The sequence below is a fragment of the Mycobacterium sp. NPDC048908 genome (genome assembly GCF_043197955.1).
GTDB lineage: Bacteria > Actinomycetota > Actinomycetes > Mycobacteriales > Mycobacteriaceae > Mycobacterium.
Genome location: NZ_JBICUE010000013.1, coordinates 78001 through 97235 on the forward strand (window position 1 = coordinate 78001; position 19235 = coordinate 97235).

General features: G+C 66.8%; 18 protein-coding genes. 5 read left to right on the forward strand and 13 right to left on the reverse strand.

All coding sequences use genetic code 11. The features are described from left to right. Window positions 1–13 precede the first annotated feature (13 nt). Window positions 14–1066: a 2-aminoethylphosphonate ABC transporter substrate-binding protein gene (locus tag ACGFK1_RS26350; RefSeq protein WP_393436457.1), complete on the reverse strand. Its 1053-nt coding sequence runs from the start codon at window positions 1064–1066 to the stop codon at window positions 14–16. Beyond that, window positions 1063–1332: a hypothetical protein gene (locus ACGFK1_RS26355; RefSeq protein WP_393436643.1), complete on the reverse strand. Its 270-nt coding sequence runs from the start codon at window positions 1330–1332 to the stop codon at window positions 1063–1065. Before ACGFK1_RS26355 ends, ACGFK1_RS26350 begins: the two co-directional genes overlap by 4 nt. On the opposite strand from ACGFK1_RS26355, the gene ACGFK1_RS26360 reads away from it, so the two are divergent. Next, complete coding sequence (locus tag ACGFK1_RS26360) at window positions 1249–1773, forward strand: HD family phosphohydrolase (RefSeq protein ID WP_393436459.1); 525 nt, start codon at window positions 1249–1251, stop codon at window positions 1771–1773. The genes ACGFK1_RS26355 and ACGFK1_RS26360 overlap by 84 nt on opposite strands. After that, window positions 1770–2477, forward strand: coding sequence for a GntR family transcriptional regulator (locus ACGFK1_RS26365; protein ID WP_393436462.1), 708 nt, complete (start codon window positions 1770–1772; stop codon window positions 2475–2477). The genes ACGFK1_RS26360 and ACGFK1_RS26365 overlap by 4 nt, the downstream gene beginning before the upstream one ends. Here ACGFK1_RS26365 and ACGFK1_RS26370 read toward each other — a convergent pair. Then, window positions 2466–5222 carry an AAA family ATPase gene (locus ACGFK1_RS26370; RefSeq protein ID WP_393436463.1) on the reverse strand — a complete coding sequence of 919 codons (2757 nt, stop codon included), beginning with the start codon at window positions 5220–5222 and terminating at the stop codon, window positions 2466–2468. The two genes, ACGFK1_RS26365 and ACGFK1_RS26370, sit on opposite strands and share 12 nt — an antisense overlap. 148 nt (window positions 5223–5370) lie before the next feature. Here ACGFK1_RS26370 and ACGFK1_RS26375 point away from each other — a divergent pair, with 148 nt between their 5' ends. After that, window positions 5371–6222 (forward strand): alpha/beta hydrolase, encoded by an 852-nt coding sequence (locus ACGFK1_RS26375; protein WP_393436635.1) that lies wholly within the window; start codon window positions 5371–5373, stop codon window positions 6220–6222. Here the strand turns inward: ACGFK1_RS26375 and ACGFK1_RS26380 are convergent. Then, window positions 6219–7583, reverse strand: coding sequence for an MmgE/PrpD family protein (locus ACGFK1_RS26380; RefSeq protein WP_393436465.1), 1365 nt, complete (start codon window positions 7581–7583; stop codon window positions 6219–6221). The two genes, ACGFK1_RS26375 and ACGFK1_RS26380, sit on opposite strands and share 4 nt — an antisense overlap. 50 nt (window positions 7584–7633) lie before the next feature. Here ACGFK1_RS26380 and ACGFK1_RS26385 point away from each other — a divergent pair, with 50 nt between their 5' ends. Next, window positions 7634–9007, forward strand: coding sequence for an MmgE/PrpD family protein (locus tag ACGFK1_RS26385; RefSeq protein WP_393436468.1), 1374 nt, complete (start codon window positions 7634–7636; stop codon window positions 9005–9007). On the opposite strand, the gene ACGFK1_RS26390 is transcribed toward ACGFK1_RS26385, so the two are convergent. The 5 genes from ACGFK1_RS26390 to ACGFK1_RS26410 are packed head-to-tail and all read right to left on the reverse strand — an operon-like array spanning window position 8985 to window position 14143. Next, window positions 8985–9677, reverse strand: a complete 693-nt coding sequence (locus ACGFK1_RS26390; RefSeq protein ID WP_393436471.1) for an SDR family NAD(P)-dependent oxidoreductase — start codon at window positions 9675–9677, stop codon at window positions 8985–8987. The two genes, ACGFK1_RS26385 and ACGFK1_RS26390, sit on opposite strands and share 23 nt — an antisense overlap. Further along, window positions 9670–11028 carry an MmgE/PrpD family protein gene (locus ACGFK1_RS26395; protein WP_393436474.1) on the reverse strand — a complete coding sequence of 453 codons (1359 nt, stop codon included), beginning with the start codon at window positions 11026–11028 and terminating at the stop codon, window positions 9670–9672. The genes ACGFK1_RS26390 and ACGFK1_RS26395 overlap by 8 nt, the downstream gene beginning before the upstream one ends. After that, window positions 11025–12017, reverse strand: coding sequence for a tripartite tricarboxylate transporter substrate binding protein (locus ACGFK1_RS26400; RefSeq protein ID WP_393436477.1), 993 nt, complete (start codon window positions 12015–12017; stop codon window positions 11025–11027). The genes ACGFK1_RS26395 and ACGFK1_RS26400 overlap by 4 nt, the downstream gene beginning before the upstream one ends. A 34-nt stretch (window positions 12018–12051) precedes the next feature. Beyond that, the gene (locus ACGFK1_RS26405) at window positions 12052–13563 is read right to left on the reverse strand and encodes a tripartite tricarboxylate transporter permease (RefSeq protein WP_393436480.1); all 1512 of its coding nucleotides are present in this window, start codon (window positions 13561–13563) and stop codon (window positions 12052–12054) included. 19 nt (window positions 13564–13582) lie between these two features. Next, entirely contained in the window at window positions 13583–14143 is a 561-nt protein-coding gene (locus ACGFK1_RS26410; protein ID WP_393436483.1) for a tripartite tricarboxylate transporter TctB family protein, read from the reverse strand. 154 nt (window positions 14144–14297) lie between these two features. Here ACGFK1_RS26410 and ACGFK1_RS26415 point away from each other — a divergent pair, with 154 nt between their 5' ends. Beyond that, a complete protein-coding gene (locus ACGFK1_RS26415; RefSeq protein WP_393436486.1) occupies window positions 14298–15107 on the forward strand; it encodes an IclR family transcriptional regulator in 810 nt (269 codons plus the stop codon). Here ACGFK1_RS26415 and ACGFK1_RS26420 read toward each other — a convergent pair. From ACGFK1_RS26420 to ACGFK1_RS26435, 4 genes are all read right to left on the reverse strand, one after another. Next, window positions 15089–16300: an MFS transporter gene (locus tag ACGFK1_RS26420; protein WP_393436638.1), complete on the reverse strand. Its 1212-nt coding sequence runs from the start codon at window positions 16298–16300 to the stop codon at window positions 15089–15091. The two genes, ACGFK1_RS26415 and ACGFK1_RS26420, sit on opposite strands and share 19 nt — an antisense overlap. Then, window positions 16288–16680 carry a VOC family protein gene (locus ACGFK1_RS26425; RefSeq protein WP_393436488.1) on the reverse strand — a complete coding sequence of 131 codons (393 nt, stop codon included), beginning with the start codon at window positions 16678–16680 and terminating at the stop codon, window positions 16288–16290. Before ACGFK1_RS26425 ends, ACGFK1_RS26420 begins: the two co-directional genes overlap by 13 nt. Before the next feature lie 176 nt (window positions 16681–16856). Further along, entirely contained in the window at window positions 16857–18155 is a 1299-nt protein-coding gene (locus ACGFK1_RS26430; RefSeq protein WP_393436491.1) for an amidohydrolase family protein, read from the reverse strand. Next, the gene (locus tag ACGFK1_RS26435) at window positions 18149–19225 is read right to left on the reverse strand and encodes a CoA transferase (RefSeq protein WP_393436494.1); all 1077 of its coding nucleotides are present in this window, start codon (window positions 19223–19225) and stop codon (window positions 18149–18151) included. Before ACGFK1_RS26435 ends, ACGFK1_RS26430 begins: the two co-directional genes overlap by 7 nt. Between the last annotated feature and the right edge of the window lie 10 nt (window positions 19226–19235).

Here is a 19235-nt window from a genome sequence, read left to right on the forward strand (position 1 = left end):
GACTGACTTCACGTCAGTTCCCGGTGGCCTTCTGGTAGGCGGCGAGGTCGGCGTCCAGGTCGGCGAGGACGGCGTTCCAATCAGGCGCCCACACCTCGACCCCGTCGAGCACGCCTGCCGGAGTGTTCGGCGCGGCCGAACCGCCTGCGGTGGTGCGGATCTGATCGCGCACCGGGATGCCGAGCGCGTCGGGCTCGACCGTTTTCTGGACGTCGTCGGACACCAGGAACGTGAGCAGTCTCTTCGCCGCGTCTGCGTGTGGCGCGCCCTTCGCGACACCGGCAACGTAGGGCAGCGAGATCGTGGTCCGCTTGCCTGCGGCGTCGGCCGGGATGAAGATGTTGAACTTCGAGCCGTCGTCCTTGATCGAACCGAGATTCATCTGCACATCGCCGTTGGCGACGAGCAGTTCGCCGTTGCTCACCTTGGGCTGCAGCTTGCCCGTCGACGACGACGGTCCGACGTTGTTCGGTTGCAATTTGGTCAGATAGTCCAGCGCGCCCTGCTTGCCCCGCAAATGCTGCAGCAGGATCAGCACCGCGGTGCCGTCGCCTGCCTGCCCCGGCGTCGAGTACTGGAGCTTGCCCTTGTACTGGGGACCCAACAGGTCGTCCCAGGTCTTCGGTTGCGGGTCCGCGCTCGGATTGGCGATGAAGCTCAACGCGTTGTTCACGATCGGTATGTATTTGCCGTCGGGGCCTACCTGATCCGCCGCGATGCCGGTGGTGTCGACACCACTGGTGACCAACAAGCCGGACCTGTCGGCCTTCTGGATGAACGGCGGCAGCGTCACCAACAGATCCGCCTGCGGGTTGGACTGTTCCTTCTCCACCCGCGACACCACTTCCCCTGAGCCCGCTTCGACGAGATTGACCGCGATGCCGGTGTCCTTCGCGAATCTGTCGAATTGAGTCTTGTACCAGCTGGCGAGGCCGTCCGCGCTGTAAACGGTCAGTGTCTGGCCGGTTGAGCCCGACGACCCCGTGCCACCGCAAGCCGCTGTCATGGTGGTGGCCGCCGCGACCACCAGAATGGCTAGGGTGCGAAACAGGTTGCCTGGCTTCATGGTTTGACCTCGTTTCGGATTTGCAGGATCAGGTCCGCGAATTCGGTGACGGATTCGAGGACATGGGTGGCACCTGCTGAGCGCAGGCGCTGCTCATCGTGCGCGCCGGTCAGCGCGCCTGCGACGACAGCCGCCCCGGCTCGCAGCCCACTCTCGATGTCGCTGCTGGTGTCGCTTGCGCCATGGCCGTTCTCGACGAAGTCGATGCCGTGCTGCGCTCGCTGCGGGGTGTCTGGGACGAGGAAGTAGTGGACCAACTCGACCACGCGTTGCAGGCTGCTGCGCGGGCCCGCGACGACGGCGCAGACGACGAACTGCTGCTGGCGGCGGCCTTGCACGATCTCGCGTACAGCCCGTTGTTCGGTGAAATCGCCGGCGAGCAGCATGACCGAATCGCGATGGAGTGGCTGGCGCCGCGATTCGGCGATCGGGTGGGTTGGCTGGCCGGCGCCCATGTGGCCGCGAAGCGTTATCTGGTCGCCACCGAGCCCGGATACGCCGGGATTCTTTCCGACGCGTCGGTCGACTCACTGCGTCATCAGGGCGGCGCACACGTCGATCCCGATCTGGTCGCTCACCGCTGGTGGTTCGATGCCGTCCGACTCCGGCGCTACGACGATGGGGCCAAGGTGGTGGACGGCGATGCAGTTTCGATTGACGACGTGCTGACGGTCGCGAAACGTATTCTGGATCAACGGCTCCCGTGACGACCTCGCCACAGCGGTTGTCCAAGCCCTACCTGGTACGCACGGCGGTCGACGACTTGCTGGCCGACCTCGCAGAGGGGGACGCTGTCCCGCCGGAGCGGGAGCTGGCGGCCCGGTTCGGGGTGTCGAGGGAAACGGTCCGGCAGGCCTTGCACGAGTTGTTGGTCGAGGGTCGCATCGAACGGCGCGGCCGCGGCACCGTGGTATCCCGACCAAAACTGGTCCAGCCGTTGTCGCTGCGGTCCTACACCGAGGGCGCGGCCGAGCGTGGCCGGGCGCCTGGGCGCCTCCCGGTTACCTGGGAGGACATTTCGGCATCCGCCGAAATGGCTGAGGCGCTTGAGGTTTCGGCTGGTGATCCGGTCATGCATGTGGAGCGGGTCCTTCTCGCCGACGGCCAGCGCATCGGACTCGAAAGCACCTACCTGCCCACGGCCCGATTCGGCTCGTTCACCGAGACCTTCGACCCGTCCACATCGCTGTATGCGGCAATTCGCGCCACCGGGGTGGAGTTCGGCTCAGCAGTCGAGCGCATAGAGACGGTGCTGCCCTCACCCCGCGAAGCCACGCTGCTCGAGTCGACGACGGCGATGCCGATGCTGCTGCTCAATCGCCGGTCATTCGACCTCGATGGCCGGCCGATCGAACTGGTCCGCGCGATGTATCGGGGAGACCGCGTCGCTTTCGAGACGCTACTGACCTGACATGCCCATGATCCGGCCGAGTTCGGCGCGGGTGTGGATGTCGAGTTTCCGGTAGATCCGGGTGAGGTTGGCTTCGACCGTCTTCGGGCTGACACAGAGGTGTGCCGCGACCTCGGCGGTGGTCAGGCCGGTTGCGACAAGGTCTGCCACCCGTCGCTCGGAGGGGGTCAACGCGGCGCCCCGGGTCGGGCCGACGTTCGTGCGCTCGAGCTCAGCGGTGGCCCGCTGAACCCACAGCGCGGTGCCCAACTCCTCGAAGGCGCGCAGCGCCTCGCCAAGTGTCGCTTCGGTCGCCATCTTCTGGCGCCTTCGCCGCTGAAGCTGACCGAGCAACAACTGGGTGCGGGCACGCTCGAATGGCATCGGCAGCCTGCTGAACACCGCAACAGCTTGGCGCGCCGCCTGTTCCGCGGCCTCGACATCACCTTGGGCGGCCAACATCATGGCCCGGCATCGACCGCCGGTCGCCAGCATCCAGGACCGGTCGAACAGTCGGCCATTGTGCTCCAGCGTTTTGATCATCGGCTCTGCCTCCGCCAACCTACCCAGCGAGATGAGCGCCTCGACCAGGTCCGGGACGAAGCCGGCGGTGACGATCTCAGTGCCGGGCATATCGAGGAACTCGACGCAGCACCGCTCCATCGCCGCCGCGGCTTCCCCGTGGTTGCCAAGCGAAACCTCGAGGAACCCAAGGACGGACATGGGCCAATACGCCAACCGCGGCGCGCCGCACCGTTGCACCGCCGCCATCGCACCATCGATATCGGCACGTGCGTCTCTTTCGCGGCCTGCGTATGCGGCCGCGGCGGCGCGCATCGTCTTGGCGATTGCCGCCATCTGAGCGCCACCGATTTCCTCGGCGAGGCAGACGGCTTCCGTGGCGACCTGCGCGGCGTCGGCGAATCTGCCGCGCCACAGTTCGACCAGTGCGGTGTGCACGGCGACGAAGATCAGATCGCTGTCTGCCCCATGTTCGACGCAGCGCCGTCGCACGCGTTCCCATTCCGCCAGCGCCTCGTCGAGCCTGCCGGTCCACGCCCACAGTTGGGCCTTGGCCGCGCTGGCCTGGAACACCACAGGGACATGGAGGCTTTCGTCCTCCAACTCCAGCGCCCGGTCGAGTGTGGCTTCGTCAATGCCGTTGCCGTCCAACGCATTGATCGTCGCGTAGGTCGCGAGGGCTTGGCTGAGCAAGGCAGGCACACCGAGTTTCTCGGCTTCGGCGACGGCACGCTTGGCCATCTGCAACGCCTCGTCGTAGAAGCCCGCGATGCTCTCCGCGAACGACAGGGCGAGCAGAGTCGACAGCAGCATCGCCGGGCTGCCATTGGCCTCACCGGCCGCACGCTTCAACAGATCCGCCGCCTCGACGACGCCCTTGTTGAACACCGTCGTTCCGGCCAGCAGGTTCAGCGCGAAAGCCCGTTGGGGGCCGTGCGGCAGTTTGTCGATGACGGGAGCGATCAGATCGCGGGCTTGCGCGGTATCGCCTGCCCGGAAGTGGTTCTCCGCGGCGCGGATCCGTCGCGAAGGGCTGTCACCACCGAGTTTGATTGCCAGATCCAGCAATTCGGCCGCCGCGGCCGGTGCGCCCCTGGCACGCGCGGAAGATGCCGCCTCGTCGAGCGTTCGCAACAGTTCGGGATCGGCCGTCGAGGCGGCCAGCGCCATGTGCCGCGCCCTCAGTTCCGGCTGAGTGACGACGTTGGCCACCATGCGGTGCATCTCACGTCGCTGGGCCGGTGCGGCGGTGGTGTACACGCCCGTGGCCAGGAGCGGATGCCGATAGTCCACCCGATTGCCGTGGACGGCGATGACACCATGGCGCTCCGCGTCGTCGAGCAGTTCGAGCGTCCGGCGTACAGAGGTTCCCGTCGCGCGTGCGAGCGCTTCGACTGTCGGGTCTGTGACGCAGGCGGCGGCAAGAAGCACTTGCCATGTTTCGGCGCTGAGGTCCTCAACCTGGATCCGCACGAGATCGGCCAGGGTTCGCGGAAGCTCCGGTTCGGTGCCAGTCGACGCCGTGTCCATGGCACGCGCCAACTCCAGGGCGAAGAACGGGTTACCCGCCGAGATCTCGGTGATTCGCCGCATTGTCGGGCGGGGAAACGACCGTCCCAACCGGGCAGAGAGCAGTTCGTGGATTTCGACCATGGCCATCGGCCCGACGTGAAGCCTGCGGATCGCGTCGGGCAATCCGAGCTCGAGCCACGACAGCGCGCTCGCGCAACCCTGCTCGGGCCGCTCCGTCAGCAGAAGGCAAGCCTGTTGTTTCAACCGCCGCGACACGTACGCGAGCACCGCACGACTGCATGCGTCGAGCCACTGCAGGTCGTCGACACCGATCATCACCGGTGCATCGCTGCTCAGCCGCTGCACGACAGACATCAGTGCGGCAGCGACCATGTGCACATCGGTTGTCGAGGCATCACTGTTGCCTCGCAGCAGCACACGATCGACAGCCGCCTGCTGCAGGTCCGGCAGGCCGGTCAACACCTCGGCGTCCACTTCGCGCAGCAGATCAGCCACGGTGCCGAAGGCCATGCCCGCTTCCACTTTGGCGGCGCGGGCCGACAACGTGCGGAAGCCACGGTCGCCCGCCTGCTCCAGTGCGGACAGCCACAGCGTGGTCTTGCCGATTCCCTCGTCACCCTCGATGAGCAGCGCCGATGGACATGTGCCCGCGGCCCCTAGATAGTCGGCTATCACTCGGAGGTGATCCGAACGGGCTACAACTGCCCCCATGCGGGTAATCGTCTCATCCAGCAAACTGCCTGGTAGCCGAATCACGAAATTATTGACTAAAACGAAAGTTTGGCTGCCGCCGCCCGATGGTAATAACTCTCGGGTGTTCACCGACTTTCACCCTGATCTGCGCCGGGTCGCTCGATACATGCCCAAACAGGTCGTCACACCGGTCACGGTGCCATTCATTCGTGCATCGGAGCGTTTGCTGTGGAGCCGAACCCCGAAGGACGTCGAGGTGCTCACCATCGCGGAGGATGTCGGAATCCGGTTGTTCCGGCCCCAGGGAGTGACCGGTCCGACGCCGGCACTGCTGTGGATCCACGGCGGCGGCTACGTCATCGGGAAGGCAGCGCAGGACGACGCCCTGTGCCGTCGGTATGCGCGCGAACTCGGCGTGATCGTCGCATCCGTGGACTACCGGCTCGCGCCCGAGCACCCCTATCCCGCGCCGCTCGAGGACTGTTATGCGGCCCTGCAGTGGCTGGTCCGGCTACCGTCGGTGGATCCGGCCGTGGTGGCGATCGGTGGGGCCAGTGCGGGCGGCGGGCTGGCCGCCGCACTCGCCCTGCTCACCCGTGACCGGGGCCAGATCCCGCTGGCCGCACAGCTTTTGGTGTACCCCATGCTCGACGACCGCACGCAGGGAAGGCAACTCGACAATCCCGGATTGCGGCTGTGGAACCAGGCGAGCAACAAATACGCTTGGTCGGCGTACCTCGGCGGCGCCGACCCGAACGTCGCCGTGCCCGCGAGGCACGAGGACCTCACCGGCCTGCCGCCCACATGGCTGGGCGTCGGCACCTTCGACCTGTTCCACGACGAGGATCTGGCGTACGCCGAGCGGCTCAGGGCCGCCGGTGTGCGCTGTGAGGTGGAGGTCATCGAGGGTGCGTTCCACGGCTTCGACGGCATCGTTCCCAAAGCCGAAGTGTCGCAGTCGTTTTTCGACAGCCAGTGCGCACTGCTGCGTGAGGTCTTCGCCCCGGCCGCGGCCTAACCCTGCGGCGCTGTCAGGTTCAGGACGGCACAGATGTCGTCGTGTTCCGGCAGCTTCCAGCACGCCTGTGCCAACTCGTCGGTGCGGCCGCGGCCCAGTACCGGCGCCGCCAGCGCGGTGAACTTCTCCTCGAGTTGGCGATCGGTCATCGGGTTGTCGGGCGTGCCGAGGTTGTGCGCGATGTGGCGGTCCAGCGTGCGGCCGTCGCGCAACGTCAGCACCACCCGCGCCGAGTCCTTGCTCTGCCCCGGGTCGACGTGCACGTGAACCCGTTCACGCAACCGCGCCAATGCTGGGTCCGCGACGCGTTCGTCGGTGAACTGGCCGAGAAACGCGTCGCCGTCGGCGAGGGCGACCGCAAGCACGTGGTAGATGCTGAATTTCCCCTCCAGACCGGTGCGGGGCTCGGCGAGTCCGGTGGTCGTCTTCACGTAGTCGTGTACGTAGGCGTCGACGGACGCGACCTCGTCGGCGGTCAGGCCGTACTCGGCACGCAACTCCAGCAGCGCCTGCGCCGGTGGATGGGTCAGCGACCCGCACGCGTAGGGCTTGAACCCGTCGCGCGGCAGGTACCAGATGTCGCCGATGCCCTCGACCGCCCGCTCGGGCACGGGGTCGGGTGAGAACAGGTGCAGAAACCCGCGATGGCCCTCGATCGGTTCGGTGCTGGACGTGAAGCCATCACGGGCAAGGAATCCCGACAGCAGCCCATCCATGGCGGCCTTGCCCGCGTGCAGTGACTTGCCCATCGAGCCGTAGACCACCTTCATTCCCGCCGACTGGGTGGCGCCGGTGCCGATCGCTGCCAACGTCTGTTCCGGCGACAGCCCGAGCAGTCGTGCGGTGGCCGCCGCGGCGCCGATGTGGCCCACGGTTCCCGTCACGTGCCAGCCTGCGCCATAGTGGCCAGCCCCGGCCGCGACCGCGACGCGGGTCTGCACCTCGAAACCCGCGACGAACGCCTCGACCGCGCCCGTGCCGGTAACCGGCGTCAACTCGGCGGCCGCTGCGATCGCAGGCCACAGCGGCGCACTGCCGTGGATTGTGGTGCGGTCCGGGTTGAAGGTGTCGTCGAAGTCGAGCACGTGCGCGGCGATGCCGTTGGCCAGCGCGGCATGGCCCGCGGCGGCGCGCTCTGAGGTGCCGACGATGGCCGCGGTCCTTGACCCGTCGGGATCCATCGCGCGGATGGCGGCGCGCACGCGGCCGCTTTCCGGCGTGGCCGCGCCCGCGACGGCGCAGCCGAGCCAGTCGACAAGGCAGCGGACGGCTTGGTGCACGACGGCATGGGGAAGCGTGTCGAACCGCACGCCGGACGCGAACGCGGCGAGTGCGCCGCTGATAGCAATTCGATCGCTCACCGACAGACTCCAGTCTGTATTACGGAAAGAAATTCTGTTATACAGACTACATGGCATCTCACTCGCCAAGCTACGACGATCGCACTTCCCTCGAGACGCGCACGCTACTGGACTTCGTCTGCCACACCTCGGCCGTCGACATTCCCGCCGAGGTGCTGCGCGAGAGCGCAAGGTGCCTGCTGGACCATGTCGGCCTCGCGGTCGCGGGCGCGCAGCAACCCGCCGCGCGGATCGCCAGGGAGCAGTGCCACCTGCTCGGCGGTCAGCAGCAGGCCAGTGCACTCGGCACGGCGGAGCGATTTCGCATCACCGATGCCGCGTTGATCAATGGAATTGCTTGCCACGCACTGGATTTCGACGATACGCATGTCCCGACGATCCTGCATCCGACCACTCCCCTCTACGCGGCGGGCACGCCGCTGGCGCAATGGCGGGAGGCGGCAGGCGTCGACCTGCTGGCCGCACATGCACTGGGCTATGAGCTTTCCGCGAGGGCCAGTAACGCGCTGTACCCCGAGCACTACGACGCCGGTTGGCATATGACCGGCACCACCGGTGCGCTCGCGTCGGCGACGGTCGCCATCAGATTGCTGGGCCTCACCGGCATCGCGGCTACCCATTGCCTGAGCATTGCTGCGACGCAGGCGGCGGGTCACCGCGAGCAGTTCGGCACCATGACAAAGCCGTTCCATGCCGGCCATGCGGCGGCGTCGGGTGTCTTGGCCGGTCTGCTTGCGGCGGGCGGATTCACCGGCGCACCGGATCCGCTGCAGGGCCGCCGCGGCATGTTCGCGGTGATGTCGTCGGCGAGCAGTGCCGATGATCTGGTCGACGGCCTCGGGCAGCGATGGCAGATCTTCGACAACGGAGTGAAGCCATATGCGTGCGGAGTGGTGATACATCCCGCCATCGACGCGGTGCGCGATCTCGCCGTGCGCCGCGGCCTGGCCGCCGCATCCATCGAGAAGATCCGGCTGCGCGTACACCCGCTCGTGCTGGAACTGACTGGAAAGACCGATCCCCGTACGGGATTGGAGGGAAAGTTCTCGGTGACGTTCGCCTGTGCCATCGCACTGTTGGACGGGCGCGCCGGGGAAGGCGAGTTCTCCGACTCCGCCGTCGTGCGGACGGACGTCCGCGACCTGATGGCGCGCATCGAGGTCGTGCCCGACGCCGACGTCCCGCATACCCAGGCCGGTGCCACCGCATTCACCGGTAGCAAGGTGGAAACGTGGGTGGATCACGCGCGGGGCACGCCGGGCAATCGACTGTCCGACGACGAATTGCGGGACAAGTTCCACGGCCTCGTCGACGGTGTGGTTGGCCGTGATCAGGCAGAACGGTTGGCGGACGCTGTCTTTGGGCTCGCCGAAGGTGGCGCGGTGGAAGCGATGCTGGACCTCACCACGCCGCGGGCGCGCTGACGACCGAACCGTCGCAGTCGACGCGGACAACTGTGCCGGTGACTTCGGCGGCGTTCACGAACGCCAACCACGCCACCTGAGAAGCGATTTCGGCTCTGCACCGGTCCAACTCCGGACCGTCGCTGTCCACCCCTGGGGACACCGCGTTGACCGCGACCCCGTCGTCGCGAAGCGCCGCGGCAAGCGCCAGTGTCATGCCGAGCAGACCATGTTTGGCAGCAGAGAGGTGCACACGGTCCGGATCACCCGCCAACGCGTTGCGTCCGAGGATGTTCACGATGCGTCCGCCGGGGATGAGGGTGGGCAGCGCGTGGCGTACGCACCGGAACGCACCGTCGAGGGTGACCGAGCGAACCTGGTGCCAGTCGTCCTCGGTGATGGCCTGAACGCGCTGCCGCGGCCGGTACGACGCATTGTTGACCAGGACGCGCAGCCTGCCGCGTGCCGCGATGACGTCATACATTTGGCGGACCGCCGAGGGATCGGTGATGTTGGCGGTGACGGCGAAGGCGCGACCTCCGCCCGCGCGGATGGCCGCGGCCACCGCATCCGCCTCTTCGGTACGCGCCCTGGTGTTCACCGCGACCGTAAGCCCTTCGCGGGCAAGACGTTCGGCGATCACTGCGCCCAGGCCACTGCCCGCGCCGGTGACGAGGGCGATGTCATCCATCGGCGGGGACCGTTTGCCCCAGAAGTATCGAGACGTCGGCAAGCTCGTCGACATGCCAGCAGTTGTCCAGCAGCCGCGCGGCGCGCTCAGCACCGAGCACTGGCGTGACCAGCCCGCGGAACTTGGCGCACAGTTCGTCGTCGTCGAGGGGCGCCGCGGCGGTGCCACGGTTGCCGCGCACCTCGGTGCACAACGTGCGCCCCGAGGCCAGCGTGATCTCGACGTCGGCATCCTGTTTGCCGATCGCGGGGTCACCGACGACCTTGACCCGATCGCGGAGGTCGATCACGTCGGGCCGAACCAAGACTTCGGCGGCCAACTCGTCGGTGCCGAGCCTGCGGAACACCACCGCCGCTGCCGCGCAATGACGCAGGCTGAACTTGGCCTGCATCGGAGTGGCCGGCTGCGGCAGGTCGGTGAACCGTGCCGCCGGTGGCGAGACGCGCACATCGATGACGTGGACATCCTCTGCGGCGACGTTGTTTTCGGTCACCAACGCAATCACGCCGTCGACCATCGGGTGGGTCAGCGAACCGCTCGGGTAGAGCTTGTGCCCGTTGCTGGTCAGATTCCAGCTCTCACCGAGTCGCGCGGTGATCTTCTCGGGGGCGGGCGCCGCGCTCATCACCGCCAGGTAGCCGAAATCTCCTTCCAGCGCCTTGGCGCTTGCGGTCAGTTGGTGCCCGGCGAGGGTGGCCGCAAGCACACCGTCCATCGCGGCCTTTCCGGGATGGATGCTCTTCAGGTCGCTGCCCGCCATGATCCGCAACCCTGCGGCCTGCGTCGCGCCCGCGGCCATCGCATGCTCGATCTGGTCACGGTTCAGACCCATGGTGCGCGCAGCGGCGGCGGCGGCCCCGACATGACCTGACGTCCCCGTCACATGCCAGCCTGCGTCGTAGTGGGTCTGGCCCGCCGCGTGCGCCACCCGGGTCTCCACTTCGAAGCCGAGCGTGAAGCTGGTCAGCGCGTCACGCCCGTTGACCGGCCGATCGTCGGCGACGGCAAGGATGGCAGGCCACACCGAGCAGCTGCCGTGCACCGTCGTGCCAGGCGGGTTGTACACGTCGTCGAGGTCGAGCACGTGGGAGGCGAACGCGTTGAGGAACGCCGCGAACGGTGGCGGTACCCGCAGCCGGGCTCCGACAACCGTTGCGCCCCCGGCTGTTTCGGTGGACGCGATGGCGTCGCGCGCCCGCCGGGTGGCATCGTCGGCCGATCCCGCGACCGCGACTGCGATGTGGTCGACCAGCGCGCGGCGCGCCGCGTGCATGACGGGTTCGGGGATGTCTTCGGGTTGCCGCGTGGCGACGAACGTCGCAAGGGCCGACGTGGGGCCGCTGTTCGTCACTGATCCTTCCTAAGGCCGAGTCCCTGCAGCAGGCCGCCGACGATGTCGGTCTGTTCCTTCAGATACGCTTCGAGCTTGTCGTCCTGCAGGTTCTGCGTCACAAGGCCGTCGTCCTTGATGAGCTTCTTCCAGTCGTCGGTGTCGACCATCTTCGACAGCTCGTCCTGATATTTCTGCACCGCGTCTGCCGGCATGTCCGGTGCACCCATCACGGCGCGGAACTGCACCGGCACCTTCGACGAATCGATGCCCTGCTCTTGAGTGGTGGTGACATCGGGGAACGCGTCAAGACGCTTGTCGCCGATCACCCCGATCACCTTCAACTGCCCGGCCTTCACCTGCTCTGCGACGTCGGAGGCACTGCCGAGCATGATGTTGGCGTCGTTGCGCAACAGTGCGGTGATCCGCGACCCGGTGTCCTCGAAGGACAGAAACTTCCACTTGGCGCCGAGGCTGTCCTGGAGCACCAACCGGGTCAGCGCATCGTTGGCGGTGCTGGAGCCGCCCGCCTGCACCAGCGTGTCCGGGGCCTTCTTCGCGGCGGCGACGAAGTCGGCGAACGTGTTGAACGCAGACTTGGCATACGTCACGACGACCTGGGGTTCGGTGGCCACCAACGTGATTGGGGTCAACTGCGAGAGGCTGACCTTCGCGTTCGCGACGGTCATCGGGGTGGCCAGCCAGGTCGGCGTCACCTGGGCGATCAAGCCGGCGTTGCCTTTGTGGTCGACCATGTACGACATCGCGCCTATCGAATCGCCTGCGGGAACGTTGCGGACCGGCCAGTTGGTGTCGATGATCTTGTTCTCGTACATCACCTTGATCATCTGCCGGGTGAAGACGTCGCTGCCGCCGCCGACGGCGTTGTGCGTGACGACCTCGACGGGACCGGACTTGCCTCCGCCTCCGCCCGAACTGCCGCAGGCGGCGAGGGTCACCAACGACAGCACCGCGATGAGCACGGTGACGAGTTGCCTGATTCGGATCATGTCCGTTCCCTTCCTTGAGAACTGTCGAGTTGACTCACGCATCTATCTCCACCACTTGATCGCGAACCTTGCGGCCACGGCCGAACGCCAGCACCAACAGCAGCACGACCGCGAGGCCGATCAACGTCGCCGAGATGGGCCGCTGCAGGTAGATGATTGGGCTGTTGTCTGACAGCAGCAGCGACTGCCGGATCGCGTTCTCCGCGATCGGTCCGAGGACGAAGGCGAGAACCAAAGGGGCAGGCGGGATGTCGAGCTTGCGCATGACGTAGCCGAGCAGTCCGAAGACCACCAGCATGCCGACATCGAAGATCGAGAAGTTCACGCTGTACACCCCGACGACCGAGATCAACAGGATCGCGGGGTAGAGCACCTTGTACGGGGTGTTCAACAGCTTGGCGAAGAACGGCACCATCGGCAGATTCATCACCAGCAGGGCGATGTTGCCCAGGTACATGCTGGCGATGATCGGCCACACCACGTCGGCGTGTTCGTGGAACAACAGCGGGCCCGGGTTGAGGCCGTAGAGCACCAACGCGCCGAGAAGCACGGCGCCCGTACCTGATCCGGGAATGCCCATGGTCAGCAGCGGCACCATCGCGCCACCGGTCTCCGAGTTGTTGGCGGCCTCGGGCGCCGCGACGCCTTCGATCGAGCCCTTGCCGAACTCCTCAGGCGTCTTCGATGTCTTCTTCGCGATGATGTAGGAGACGAACGACGCCACCGTCGAGCCCGCCCCGGGCAGGATGCCGATCAGGAAGCCGACGACACCGCCCTGCAGCATGGCAGGAGTCGACTTCTTGGTGTCCTGACGGGACGGCAGCAACTCGCGCATCTTGTTGGGCACCTTGAAGAGTTGCTTCTCGGTCTTGTCCTCGATGTTGATCAGCACCTCGCCGACCGCGAAGATGCCGACGGACAGCGCGATGAACTCGATGCCGCCCGCGAGTTCGATCTGGTCACCGGTGAACCTCTGTGCGCCGGAGAACAAGTCGGTGCCGATGGTGGACAAGAAGAGCCCGATGAACATCGCGATGAAGCCCTTGAGCATCGAATCGCCCGCCAACATGATGACCAGCAGGAGCGCGAACACCATCAGCGCCGAGTACTCCGGCGGCCCGAAGTTGACTGCGACATCGGCCGCCAGCGGCGCGAGGAACGTCAACCCGATCACGCCGATGGTGCCCGCGACGAATGATCCGATGGCCGCGATGCCGAGAGCCTTACCCGCCCGGCCCTGTTTGGCCATCTCATAGCCGTCGATACACGTCACCACGGACGAGGATTCACCGGGGATGTTCAACAGGATCGAGGTGGTCGATCCACCGTATTTGGCGCCGTAATAGATGCCGGCCATCATGATCAGTCCGGTTGCCGGATTGAACCCGGTGGCCAGCGGCAGCAGGATGGCGATCGTCGCGGGCGGCCCCAGGCCGGGCAGGATGCCCACGAGGGTGCCGAGCAGGCAACCGACGATCAGCCACAACAGGTTCGTGGGGGTGATCGCTGCCTGAAGACCGTGCAGCAAGCCTTCGACGGCGTTCACTGGTCAGTTCCAAAGTCGTTCAGTACCACAGCGTTCCTCCGGGCAGTTGCACCTCGAGCAGGGTGTCGAACAGGAAGTACATCGCCGGCGGCAACAGCAGCAGCGTGATGATCAGCGGGATGGACCGAATCCGCTCGATCACGACGATCACCAACAGCACCAGCACCTCGCCCGCCACCAGGAAGCCCAGCGGCTCGATCAGGAACGCGCAGATCGCCAGCGCAAGCCATACCAGCAGGGCCCGGCCAATGCCCTTGAGCGACAACGAAAGCGTGGGTGCCTCACCGCTGCGCGCCTTCGGGCCGAACAGCCACACGGCCGAAAGCGCCAAGCCGAGCGCGATCAGGCAGACCGTCAGCAGAACGGGAAGATAACCCGGTCCCGGTTCGTTGTTGGGGCCGCGGAACTCCAACTCGGTGCGGCTCTTGTACAGCAGCCAGGTCGCCACGCCCGCGACGACGAGACCGAGGACCACATGCACCAGACGAGTCCGCCGCGCCTCGCGGTCCTCGACGCCGGGGTCGGGGGGACTTGGCTCCGCTGAGAGCGGTTCGGCGGGCCGAACGATCTCCTTTTCCATGCAGACCTCTTGTCGATGTCTTGTACGCGGAAAGATATTCTGCTCTGAGAAAACCTAGGAGGGTCGCTCTGCTGTGTCAAGCATCACTTTTGGCCGTCGCGCGGGCGGTGTCGCATCCGCGACCACGGGTATCGGGTGACGGTACGATTCTTCTATGCAGAAGACGCGACCGGAGAGCGAAACCGGCCCGGCCTACCCGATCGCCTCGGTCAACAACGCACTGTTGTTGCTGCTGTTGTTCCGGGAACAGCCGAGGGTCCGGCTCACCGATGCCTGCAAGTACTTGGGCGTGGCACATTCCACGGCGCACCGGCTACTTGCCATGCTGGCTCATCACGGGTTTGTCCAGCAGGAACCGGTCACCAGGGCGTACGTGGCAGGCCCGGCCCTCGTCGAGGTCGGGCTCGCGGTGGTGGGCTCGCTCGATGTTCGCGAGCAGGCCAGGCCCGCCATGGAGGAGCTTGCCGCGGAGACCGGCGAGACGGTTCACCTCGGCGCGTTGGAGGGCAACCAGGTCCGCTACGTCGACGGGGTCGAGTCTGAGCGCGCGTTGCGCGTCGTCGCGCGGACCGGAACGCTGGCACCCGCGCATTGCACCTCGCTGGGCAAGGCTCTGCTCGCGCAGTTGACCGACGAGCAGGTGTGCAGGTTGTACCCGACATCAGCCGAGCCCTTTCCCGCGCGCACGGACAAATCGATCACCACGCAGGCCAAACTGCTGAAGGAGGTGGCCAGGGCCAGGGTGCGTGGGTATGCGGTCAACTCCGGCGAGACCGAGGAAGACGTGGGTTCGGTGGCCGTCGCGTTCCGCGACTTCGCGGGCCGGCCAGCCGCCATCGCGGTGGCTGCACCGACGAGTCGTCTTAGCATGCAACGTATTTCACGCATCGGTGAGTTGATGATCGACACGATCTCGCGGACGCCGATGTCGCCGGGCGCCGCCGCTCAGGCGCCCGCGGACTGAGCGCCCCGCCGCGAACTCGAGTAGCCCGAGGCGGCGGTCGCCAGCATGACGACGGCCAGCAGCACGAAGGCCGCCTCGACTCCCCATACCCCTGATATCGCGCCCGCGACCGCAAGGATGAATGCCTGCCCGACGCGATTGGTCGCTACCCGTAGTCCGAGCGCCGATCCCCTGCTGGTGTCGTCGACGAGGTCGACGACCCAGTCCATGGTGGTGGTCTGCGAAAGGCCGAGCGCGAAGCCGAGCACCGACATCGCAATCATCATGGGTGCGAGGTTGCCGCTCACCGCGAGAACAAGCAGACAGCAGGCGGCGACCGCAGTGGCGGCCACGGTGAGGCGCACGTTCGGGATCCGACGGACGAAGAACGGTGTCGCGGCCCGCGCGAGAAGTGCGCCGCTGGAGCTGATCCCGAGAAGGATACCCACTTGCGACGACGTGAGGCCGACGGCGACGCCGAGAAGCGGGACGTAGACCAACAACAGGTCGACACCGCTCTTGGCGGAGAAGCTGGTCATCAGCGCCGCGGTCATTCCCTTTCTGCGCAGCAGACCCCACACCCGTTCAGCCTTGCCGGCACGCACCGTCGAGGACTGGATCCGGGTTCTCAACGCGATTGCGGCGGCGGGCAACGCGGCGACGAAGGCCCACGCCGCGACCAGCAACGCCGAGGACGTCGAGGAAACGCTCGGCTGTTCGGTGTGACCGATGATGACACCGCCTAGCACAGGCCCGACGATCTGGCCGAGCGCCGAAACGGTGGTGAGTGTGCCGAATCTGCCGATGCGCGCGATCGTGCTGTCGGCCTGGGCCATGATGCTCTGCCCGCCGATCGTCGCTGAGGTATGCCCGATACCGAGCGCGGTGGTCGCGGCCGCGATGGCCCAGATCTGCTCTGCGGCAACAAGGGCAAAGGCCGACGCGGCCCCGATGACAAGACCGAAGCCGAGCATGACCGCGGGGTGGTGGCGCTCTGTCCACCGGCCGAAGCCGACGGCGAGCACGATCGGCGGGACGGCGAAGCATGCGGCCGTCACGCCAACCGTGGCACCGTCAGCGCCGAGGGCGAGTAGGCGGTACGTCGACACCGGCCGCGCCAGGGTGACCGCGACCTGAAGCAGGAAGATTCCTGCGACCGTGCCGAGGAGCCACAGCGGCGGAAGCGAGCGGCCCCTGGTGCTCAGAACTTCCAGCCACGCTCCGGCGTGGCGACGTCGACCTCGACACCGTCCGGATCGCGAAACTTGAAGAACCGCGGCGGGTCCGCCGCTTCTGCGCCGTAGACCTCGATGCCGCGGTCCTCGAGCGCGCGCACCACGGCCCCGGTGTCCTCGATGGTCACGCCGATGTGGTTGGGGCCCATCGCGCCGTAGGTCCACTCGGACCGCTCGATGTCCGGATTGGGCTGCAGCAGCGAGTAGTTCACCTCGCCGTCGCTCAGATCCAGGGCCTTGCCTGGATAGTGGCCGGGGGTTCGCGCGTCACCGAGACGCTTGAAGCCCAGCACGTTCTCGTAGAACTCGGCGGTCCGCTCGAGGTCTTGTACGACGATTCCGAGGTGTCTGATGCGCACTGCTGTCTCCCTGCCTAGCGGTGAGTAACCATCTTCCGTACTGAGGAAAGTATTTCTGCAAATCAGACTCTAAGCCCGACGGGATGCTGAGTCAACGGCGACGCGGTACGCCGATTTCTGCAACAGGGTCGTGAAACTGCGTGTTCGACAGCCCTGGTGCAGAAAGCGTCGACGATTCACCGCTCGTAGACGAGCTGGCCCCCGACGACCGTGGCGGCCACCATCTGCGCGTCGAGCTCGTCGAGCACACGCGCCGGCGGCGCCGACAACAGGATCAGGTCGCCGGGTTGGCCCACCGCAATGGTTCGCAATTGGGTCGGCGCGGCCGCTGTGCCGAAGAACATCGTGAGGGCCTGATCCGCGCGAACGCATTCGTCCGGTCCGAGTTGCAGGCCTGTGGCGGTGGCTCGGTGCACGGCGGCGCGCATGGTCGCCCAGGGGTCACCGCCGCCGAACGGCATGTCGGTGGACAGCGCGACCTTCACGCCTGCCTCACGCAGTGACCGCAGCCGCCACAACTCGTGGTGTTGCTCGGCTGGGACGTCGATCAGATACTGATCGCCGCGTTCGGCAACGAAATTGGGCTGCGTCACGACGGTGATGCCGAGGTCCTTCAGGTCCGGCACCGTGTCGTCGGGTACGACGGCCGCGTGTTCGATGCGGTCCTGCCGATGCACGCCCGCCACGCGCAGCGCCGCAAGCGTCACGACGAGTTGGGCGGCAGTGACGCAGTGCACGGCGACCGGGGCGTCTTCGGCGTGCCGTCCGGCTATCCATGTGGTGAGTTCGTCGAGATCGAGGTCGGTGTCGTGCAGGATGCGCTTGCCCGGCGCGAGGCAATGCACGCGCTGGAGCAGCTCACCGTGACGGTGGGCCTGCATCAACTTGACGATGTCGCTGACGTCGAGATCCGGCGTCGCGTCGGTGACACCGGTGACACCGAAGGCAGCGAGTTGGTTACTGATATCGGATAGCCCGTTTTCGTTGCGCTGCAACGTGTCCGACCAATTGCGGTCGGCGCTGCGCAGTCTGCCGTCGGGATGGTCGGCGAGGCCGACGCGTGCGAGTCCCGCCGAGTTCAGCGTCCACAGCACACCGCTTCGATGCTGAACGCGCACCGGCACCGGCGGGGCCACCGCGTCGAGCACGGTGCGATCGAGCGGTCCCGCCACGGCCTCGTGGTAGCCCACTGCCCTGATCCACCCGTCGCCACCGACCGGCGCGGCGGCGAGCGCGCGGGACAGATCCTCACGCCCACGCACCTCGGCGGGCCCGACCCTGGCGGAGGTCAGTGCCGCGGCGGCCGAGCGCAGATGGACGTGGTGGTCGTGCAGGCCGGGGATGACCGTCGCGCCTGCCGCGTCGAGTACCTGTTCACCCTTGTCGGGCCGAAGGTCGCCGACCTCGAGAATCCGTTCCTCGACGCGGATGTCGACAGCTGTGCCGTCGAGCATTGTGGCGCGCTGAATCAGCATGCGGCCAACAGCCTTTCGACCGTCGCGTTATCCGCACCGAGCGTCGATGCCGGTGGCGACGGGGCCGGTGTCGCGCTGCACGATGTTTCAAGTGTGCGGTCATCGGCCGCGTAGGTGGCCGCGACGGCTGCCATCGACAGTTCGACGAGTTGTCCTCCGCCACGGCTCAGTGACTCTGCCACCGCGAGTGCAGCGTGCAGGCCCGTCAACGGATCAGCGATCGCGTCGCCGCAGAACTCCGGTGCGTCCGCGGTGCCGTCGACGAGTCCGCCCGCGACCGCGGCGTCGTCGCCGAACGCCACCCAGTCGGCGCGCTCGCCGTCGGCGCCGTGCCCGGTGATCTGCAACCAGACCTGGCCCTCGCGCGGCGCCGGGCCAAGCCCCCGCTTGGCCAGTGCCGCGGGGCGCGACGACTCAATGACGACGTCGGCGGCGTCGAGGAGCCGTAATAGCGCGGCGGGCTCGTCGAGATCGACGGCATAGCAAAGCTTTCCGGTGTTCATCCAGTCGAAGAAGGCCGACGGTCCCGCACGGGTGCCATCGGGTCGTGTCCGGGTTTCCACCTTGACCACCGTGGCTCCAGCCTGCGCCAGCAGCCGACCGCACAGGGGCCCCGCCCACATCGACGAGAGGTCGGCAACCAACAGTCCGTTGATGTGTCGGCATGCGACCGGCGCACCAAGTGTCGTGACTCGCGGTGACGCGGGCCCCGATTCACCGAGGGCAGCCACCGGAAGCCCCAGCAGGCGCGCCCGCGCGGTGACATCGGCGCAGGAGTTCGCCGCCATCCAATCCTGCACGGCGGCCCAGGGTTCGGGCGCGCCGGACTCGATCAGCGCGGGCACCAGGTCGATATCGTCCTGCCGCGAAAGCGTCAGCGCGCACCAACCGTCGGCAGTCGGCGTCAGCCTGGTGGCTCCGCCCGCGGAGACGACGCCTCGAGGCGACAGTCCGAGCATGGAGGCGCGGCCGGCGATCAGTTCCCGTTCGTCGACCACCACCCCGGTGAATTCGCCGAACGTGTCGGCGGTCCGACGCACCCTACTGAGCACGGCGGTCGGGATCCTCATACCGACATTG